Genomic DNA, 7654 nt, shown 5'->3' with positions numbered 1-7654 from the left:
AAATGATGGTGAAGCTCGTTAAGGATGAGCTTACCGAACTTATGGGAGGTGAAGCTGAAGGAATCGACCTGTCAGGTGATCCATCGGTGATCCTGATGTCTGGTTTGCAGGGTAGTGGTAAAACCACTTTCTCCGGGAAACTGGCTAACTTTCTCAAGAAGAAAAAAAATAAAAAACCGCTTTTAGTAGCCTGCGATGTCTACCGTCCCGCTGCGATCAACCAGCTTCACGTTGTTGGAGAACAGGTTGGCGTAGAGGTGTATTCCGAAGAAGGAAATATGGATCCGGTTGCGATATCTAAAGCAGCAATCGCTCACGCTAAGGAAAATGGCCATAACGTGGTGATTATTGATACCGCGGGTCGACTTGCTGTAGATGAAGAAATGATGACCGAGATCGCCAATATTCACCAGGCTGTTCAACCACAGGAGACTTTATTCGTGGTAGATTCTATGACGGGTCAGGATGCGGTGAATACAGCTAAGGCTTTTAACGACAGATTGAATTTTGACGGAGTTATCCTTACCAAATTAGATGGTGATACCCGTGGTGGTGCTGCGATTTCTATTAAATCGGTAGTAAATAAACCCATTAAATTTATTGGTACGGGTGAAAAGATGGACGCGATTGATGTGTTCTATCCTTCCCGTATGGCCGATAGGATTTTAGGGATGGGAGATGTTGTTTCCCTTGTGGAGCGCGCCCAGGAACAATATGATGAGGAAGAAGCAAGAAAGCTTCAGAAGAAAATTGCTAAAAATAAATTCGGTTTTGACGATTTCCTGAATCAACTTCAGCAAATTAAGAAAATGGGGTCTATGAAAGACCTGATGGGAATGATTCCGGGAGCAGGCAAGATGCTTAAGGATGTAGATATTGATGATGATGCCTTCAAGGGAATTGAAGCGATAATCCATTCGATGACTCCTGAAGAGCGAAGTAATCCAAAACTTATAAATTCCAGCAGGAAGAAAAGAATCAGTAAAGGATCAGGAACCACGGTTCAGGAAGTTAACCAGCTGTTGAAACAATTCAACCAGATGGGGAAAATGATGAAGATGATGCAGGGCGGTGGCGGCCAGAAGATGATGCAGATGATGAAGGGGATGAAGTAGTTCAGTCGGCAGTGAGCAGTCTCAGTGAGCAGTAATTTTAATTTTTGAAATATGGATTTTAAGTCACTGCGGGTTTATGAGATTGGATTTGCCCTGGCTATGGAGATTTTTGATGTTTCCAAGAGATTTCCTAAAGAAGAAACATATTCCCTTACCGACCAAATTAGAAGAAGTTCCAGGTCGGTTTGTGTAAATGTTGCTGAAGCATATAGGAAGAGAAGATATGAGAAACACTTTATAAGTAAGTTAACCGACAGTGATGCCGAAAACGCCGAAACTCAAAGTTGGTTAGAATTTGCATATGCGTGTAATTACATAGATTTTGGTACTAAAGAAGAATTGCTTAAGAAGAGTCACGAAGTGGGAAAACTTCTAAACTTTATGATTAATAACCCCGGGAAATTTGGAGCTGGCAATTAGTGAACTGCCAACTGCAACTGCTAACTGAATACTGAATATGACTATTTTAGATGGAAAAAAGACCAGCAACGACATTAAAAATGAAATTGCTCAAGAAGTAGAAAAAATCAAGAAAAAAGGCGGGAAGGTACCACATCTTGCTGCAATTATTGTGGGCAAGGATGGCGCAAGCCTTACCTATGTAAATGCGAAGGTAAAATCCTGTAAGCAGGTGGGTTTTGAGTCTTCTCTTTATCGCTTGCCTCATACCATTAGCGAACTGGAACTTCTCGATAAGATTGAAGAACTTAATCAAAATGATGATATAGATGGTTTCATCGTTCAGTTGCCCCTGCCACCTCAAATTGATACTCAAAAGGTTTTAACCGCTGTAGATCCCGATAAGGATGTGGATGGATTCCACCCTACTAACTTCGGAAAAATGGCACTGGATATGACTTCGTTCATTCCTGCTACCCCTTTTGGAATTCTTGAATTACTGGAGCGTTACGACATTCCTACCAAAGGGAAACATACTGTAGTTATTGGTCGTAGCTATATTGTGGGACGACCAATGAGTATACTGATGGGCCGTAGTGGTTTTCCGGGGAATTCAACGGTAACACTTACTCACGAATTCACTAAAAATATTACCCAGATTACCTCCCAGGCTGATATTATTATAATTGCAGTGGGTATCCCCGATTTCCTTAAAGCCGAAATGATCAAAGATGACGCGGTGGTTATTGATGTTGGAATTACGCGTGTTCCCGATGAAAATACTGAAAAGGGCTATGTGATTAAAGGAGATGTTGATTATGAAAACTGTTGTAAAAAAGCGTCCTATATCACACCTGTTCCCGGCGGGGTTGGTCCTATGACCGTTTCAATGCTACTTAAAAACACCTTGCTTGCCAGAGAGCGGCACAAGCAAAGAGGCATGAAGAGATAAACAAAAAAGGCTTTCTGAAAATCAGAAAGCCTTTTTTTCTTAAGCTTCTTCTCCTTCTTCCAGCTTCCAGTCGAGATATTTATGCAGATCGGTTTCCATAAATCTCAATGAGAAAGTTAGAACCGCAAAATCATCAAGATAACCTACTCCGGGAATGAAATCGGGTACCATATCTAAGGGATTTAAAACATATAGTAAAGCAAATGCAATAGCTGCAATGGTAAACCACGGAACGTCTTTGTAAATTCCCTTCCGGTAATCCTGAAGCATACCAAACATCACTTTTCCGAGTTCGGTGTATTTCTTAAGCGCATTTGCATTAAGGATCTTATCTGATATTTCCTTCTGATTTTTAGCCGCTAGTTCTACATCACCTTCGTCAACCTTTGCAACTTTTTCTTCTACATATTTCTCGTCAATATTTGTACTCTTTCTGCTAAACATCTTTTTATTATTTAAAATTAATTGCTGATTAGTATTTACAATTTGTCGTAAGCATTTCCGTATTCTTTCTTATAGATCTTCAGGATCAATAAGAACAATGATATTAATAATGGTCCAAAGATCAAACCGATAAAACCGAATAGAGGAACCCCTATAATTACTCCAAAAAGAGTGATTAAGGGATGAACATCAGCTAATCGCTCCAGAATATATAATCTTATCAGGTTATCAGTCACCCCAACTACGGCAAAACCATATATAAGAATTGCAATCGCCTGCCAGTTGTCTCCCTGTGCGAACAGAAGAATTGTTACAGGTATTATTCCAATAGCAGTACCTACAAACGGAATCATAGAGCCGATAGCGGTTATTACAAACCAAAAAAATGGATCGGGTACTCCAAAAATGAGAAAACCTATAAGGGCCACTATTCCTTGAAAAAGTGCAACCAAAGGAATACCCAGTGCATTTGATTTTACCAGCTCGTTACTTTCATCGCTTATTACATCTATGTTCTCTCTTCCCATAGGAATATATGAAAAAAGAATTTCTTTCATTTTATCTCTGTTCAGAAGCATGTAATAAAGCATGAAATACATCACACCTATCGCTATGGTGGCGTTAAAAGTACCTCCCGCAAGGCTCTGGAGATTGCCCGAAATCCAATTAGTAATGGCTGAAGTGTCTATCGTACTACTGACACTGTAGCCAATATAACTTTCAGCTTCTGCCAATTGGTCTTTTATTGCTCTGATTACCCTTTCTGAATTAGCTACTGCTTTACCTATCTTGGAAGTAAGCATCATAACTACCAGGCCCACCGGCACCAGGATGCCAACAAATGAGACAGTCATTAATAAACCCGCTGCGAGGCTCGGGTTCCAGCCTCTGTCAAGCAGTTTCTTCATCCAGTTTCTAAGAACAACATACAAAGTGACTGCACCAAGAACACCCGATAAATAAGGGATTATTTCTTTGAAAATTAAAACCGACAAGAACAGGATGAGCAGAAGCACAAAGAGTTGTCTTACAAGGGCCGGTTTTAATCTATCCATATAAAATTTTTCGAAACTAGGAAGCAAAAAGCTGGTCAGGATCTTTAAAGGCTTTAAATTCCAGTGCATTGCCACTAGGGTCCTTAAAGAACATTGTAGCCTGCTCACCAACCTCCCCTTCAAACCTTATATAAGGCTCAATTACAAAATCTATATCACGGGATTTCAAGAGCTTTGAGAATTCTTGAAAAACATCCCATTCTAAAACTACCCCAAAATGCGGAACTGGCACATTTTTGCCGTCCACAGGATTGGTGTGAGCTTTTTCTGTTTCTGATGGGGGTTTATAATGAATAACCAGCTGATGGCCAAAAAAATTGAAATCGACCCAGTGATCACTGCTCCTGCCTTCTCCACAGCCCAGAATGTCCCGATAGAATTTTCGGGCTTTGTGTAGATCGGAAACAGGAATGGCAAGATGAAAAGGTGGTATTTTCATTGTTAAAATATTACCTGATTAGTGTTTATTTAAAATTAGGAAGTTATCTTAACATAATATCAATGAAGTTCGCTAATAATCTGTTAAGATTTAGAATCCGGTCCACGGGAAGGCCTGTTTTGTTTGGGTTTGAATTTAGTGTGTTTTTTTAAATTTTGCGATGCGGCTTTCTCCAGTTTGGAAGCCTCTTCAGTTTTAATAGAATCGTCTACCATTTTTTTGATAGTTTGCAATTCTTCATTAGTAAGATCACGCCATTTGCCTACTGGCACATCAAGGTTCACATTCATGATTCTGATGCGTTTCAGGGCGGTGACCTCATAACCTAAAAACTCACACATTCTCCTAATCTGGCGATTGAGCCCCTGGGTTAATACAATCCTGAATTCATATTTCCCCAGTTTTTCAACTTCGCATTTTTTGGTAGTGGTATTGAGAATGGGCACGCCATTACTCATCCTTTTTATGAAGTCGCTGGTTATAGGTCGGTTTACGGTGACGATGTATTCCTTCTCATGATTGTTTCGGGCTCTAAGGATCTTATTAACAATATCGCCATCATTGGTAAGAAAAATGAGTCCTTCACTGGGTTTGTCCAGCCTCCCGATAGGAAAAATACGTTTCGGATAATTTATATAGTCTATAATATTATCTTTTTCCACCCGAGTATCTGTAGTGCAAACAATTCCCACAGGTTTGTTAAAGGCCAGGTACACATTAGGCTCTTTTTTATTTTTAGCTGTAATCAATTTTCCGTCTACTCTAACCTCATCTTCGGTACTTACTTTAGTGCCCATTTCAGGAACTTTTCCGTTAAGGGTAATTCGACCCTGGTCTATGAGTTTATCGGCTTCGCGGCGGGAACAATAGCCAACTTCGCTGAGGTATTTATTGATTCGGGTAAGTTTTTCTTCGGCCATAAAATTGATTTCTAATGCAAAGATACAAGTTTTAAAAACGCTCTCTTAAGGAACTAATTTTCAAAAAAAATGAATGCACAGGCAACCTTTTGTAACTTTAGTGTGTCTATATATATAGAGGCTAACTTAAAAACCACGGGTGAAAGTAATTCAACTCTTTAAAAACGAAAGATTGCTTATAAAGCGTGCCGCCAATCAAAACCGGGAAGCACAGCGGCAGTTGTACGAAGAACATTCAGGGAAAATGCTAAGTGTTTGCCGGCAATACATTAAAGATCTTCAGCAGGCAGAAGAAGTAATGTTAAGCGGATTTCTAAAGGTTTTCCTTCATCTGAAAAGTTTTAAGAATGAAGGTAGTTTTGAAGGTTGGATAAGGAGAATTATGATTAGGGAATCTATTTCATTTCTGAGGTCTAACAAGAAAATAGAATTTCTGGAGGATGAATATTCTCACCCTGAAATTCCTGAAACAATTTCTTCGGAATTAGGCGCAGAAGAAATCCAGGCTTTAATTGATGAGCTGCCGGAAGGCTACCGAATGGTATTTGTGATGTACGCAGTTGAAGGTTACAAACATGCTGAAATCGCGAAATTATTGAAGATAACAGAAGGGACTTCAAAATCTCAGCTTTTTAAAGCAAGAAAAATATTACAGGAAAAATTAAACGCACAAAACGCAGCTTATGGCACTACATAATTTTGAAGAGCAGGCAGAAGAGAAGTTGAGGGAGCGCCAGATTGCACCTTCAGCAGAGAGTTGGAAGAAACTCGAATCCAGGATGGGCAGAGATGATAAAAAGCAGAATTTTAGGATTTGGTTGCCTGTTGTTGCCGCACTTGTGGTCCTGGCTTTTTTGGCAGGAAACCTGTTTATTAAGACTACACAAGAATCACCTGCGATAGTAGAAGAACCTATCGAAAAAGTTCCTGAAAAGGAAGATTTTAAAACTCCGGTTGAGATTGCTTCTGAAGAAAGCGGTTCAAAACCTACACAAACTGAAAATGCAGTATCTGCTGAACAAATTCCGCCTCAACCTACTCCGGAAATTAAGCGGGAGGAGTTAGTGGCTGCTTCAACAGAAATTGAAAGCTTTCATTTTATACTTGATAATATGCGCCTTACCCCGCAGGTTCAGGAGGGAATTATTATGGAAACCGAATTGGAAGAAGCCATAGCCATGGTGGTTAATGAACAGGCAGAAAGAGATCTTACCGATGCCGAAGTAGACGATTTATTGCTAAATGCCGCCAGTAAAATTACCCAACGTCAAACTTTTGGAAACTATGAAAGTGTGAATGCATCTACTCTTCTGGCCGATGTTGAAACAGAACTCGATCAATCTTTTCGTCAAAAAGTCTTTGAATTGCTCAAAGAAGGTTTTGAAGAAGCGAGTTATGCATTTACTAATCGTAATAATTAATTAAAATAAAGATCATCCCTTTATGGGTCATTTATCAATCAATCAAATCAATTATATGAAAACAATCATTATCTATTTAGTAGTAAGTCTTAGTTCAATTTTATTCCAGGAAATTTCTGCTCAATCGAAAGATCCAGGAACCCAGGTAGAAACCCTGGAAAAATTAAAGAAGGAAATCGTTACCGAGGAAAAAGAGGAATTAAAAAAAACAGTTACTTCCTTGAACCGTCTTGTTGAGCAGGGTAAAATAACTGCAGAATCCGCCGAACTTCAAAAAGAGACAGCTGCTGAGAAACATGCAAAAAACATTGAAAACCGTATTACCATCCTTGAAAATAAATTTGCCCTGGAATCCAGAAATAGTCCTAATGATAAAAGTGTTTGGCTAAGATTGGGCGAAGACGGTAAAGTAGGAGGTTTAGATACTAATCCAAATAAATATGATAGAAGAACTACCAATGATATTGTAATAGCTGTCGGATTTAACAACGCGCTTGAAGAGGGTCAGTCTCTTAACGATTCGGATTTCAAATTAGCTGGAAGCAGATTTTTTGAAATTGGTTGGGCATGGAAAACCAGGGTTTTTGAGAAATCTAACTGGCTTCGATTAAAATATGGAGTATCCTTTCAATTTAATGGCTTAAAACCGGTAGATAACCAGATTTTTGAGCAGGAAGGAAATGAGACCTATTTAACCGAATTCAATTATAATCTCAAAAAATCAAAATTCAGGATGGATAACCTGGTGGTACCTGTGCATTTTGAATTTGGTCCTTCTACCAAGATCGAGACCGACCGAAGTATTCGGTATTCGACCGTAGGAAAGTTAAAAATAGGTTTAGGAGGTTATGCCGGTTTGAATATTGGGGAGCGGCAAAAGCTTAAGTATGAAGTCGATGGGGAGAAAAT

10 protein-coding genes are annotated in these 7654 nt (G+C 39.3%); 6 read left to right on the top strand and 4 right to left on the bottom strand.

What is annotated here, in order from left to right; all coding sequences use genetic code 11:
* The 3 genes from ffh to ACESK1_RS11120 form a co-directional block, all read left to right on the top strand.
* A partial coding sequence (gene ffh / locus ACESK1_RS11130; RefSeq protein ID WP_372920254.1) for a signal recognition particle protein occupies nucleotides 1-1115 on the top strand: 1115 nt, incomplete at its 5' end.
* Between the two features lie 51 nt (nucleotides 1116-1166).
* On the top strand, nucleotides 1167-1535 hold the full coding sequence (locus ACESK1_RS11125) for a four helix bundle protein (protein WP_372920253.1): 369 nt from the start codon (nucleotides 1167-1169) through the stop codon (nucleotides 1533-1535).
* 37 nt (nucleotides 1536-1572) lie between these two features.
* Nucleotides 1573-2466, top strand: a complete 894-nt coding sequence (locus tag ACESK1_RS11120) for a bifunctional 5,10-methylenetetrahydrofolate dehydrogenase/5,10-methenyltetrahydrofolate cyclohydrolase (protein WP_372920252.1) — start codon at nucleotides 1573-1575, stop codon at nucleotides 2464-2466.
* Nucleotides 2467-2505: 39 nt separating this feature from the next.
* Here the strand turns inward: ACESK1_RS11120 and ACESK1_RS11115 are convergent, their stop codons facing one another.
* From ACESK1_RS11115 to rluF, 4 genes are all read right to left on the bottom strand, one after another.
* Nucleotides 2506-2910, bottom strand: coding sequence for a YkvA family protein (locus ACESK1_RS11115; protein WP_372920251.1), 405 nt, complete (start codon nucleotides 2908-2910; stop codon nucleotides 2506-2508).
* 35 nt (nucleotides 2911-2945) lie between these two features.
* Entirely contained in the window at nucleotides 2946-3965 is a 1020-nt protein-coding gene (locus ACESK1_RS11110; RefSeq protein ID WP_372920250.1) for an AI-2E family transporter, read from the bottom strand.
* A 16-nt stretch (nucleotides 3966-3981) separates the two neighbouring features.
* The gene (locus ACESK1_RS11105) at nucleotides 3982-4404 is read right to left on the bottom strand and encodes a VOC family protein (RefSeq protein WP_372920249.1); all 423 of its coding nucleotides are present in this window, start codon (nucleotides 4402-4404) and stop codon (nucleotides 3982-3984) included.
* A gap of 83 nt (nucleotides 4405-4487) precedes the next feature.
* The gene (gene rluF / locus ACESK1_RS11100) at nucleotides 4488-5324 is read right to left on the bottom strand and encodes a 23S rRNA pseudouridine(2604) synthase RluF (protein WP_372920248.1); all 837 of its coding nucleotides are present in this window, start codon (nucleotides 5322-5324) and stop codon (nucleotides 4488-4490) included.
* A gap of 139 nt (nucleotides 5325-5463) precedes the next feature.
* Here rluF and ACESK1_RS11095 point away from each other — a divergent pair, with 139 nt between their 5' ends.
* The 3 genes from ACESK1_RS11095 to ACESK1_RS11085 form a co-directional block, all read left to right on the top strand.
* A complete protein-coding gene (locus ACESK1_RS11095; RefSeq protein ID WP_372920247.1) occupies nucleotides 5464-6021 on the top strand; it encodes an RNA polymerase sigma factor in 558 nt (185 codons plus the stop codon).
* The gene (locus ACESK1_RS11090) at nucleotides 6008-6745 is read left to right on the top strand and encodes a hypothetical protein (RefSeq protein WP_372920246.1); all 738 of its coding nucleotides are present in this window, start codon (nucleotides 6008-6010) and stop codon (nucleotides 6743-6745) included. Before ACESK1_RS11095 ends, ACESK1_RS11090 begins: the two co-directional genes overlap by 14 nt.
* Nucleotides 6746-6800: 55 nt before the next feature.
* The coding region (locus tag ACESK1_RS11085; RefSeq protein WP_372920245.1) for a hypothetical protein at nucleotides 6801-7654 on the top strand (854 nt) is incomplete at its 3' end.

It is taken from the genome of Salegentibacter sp. (genome assembly GCF_041642575.1).
GTDB lineage: Bacteria > Bacteroidota > Bacteroidia > Flavobacteriales > Flavobacteriaceae > Salegentibacter.
This window is presented reverse-complemented; position numbering and strand designations above follow the sequence as displayed.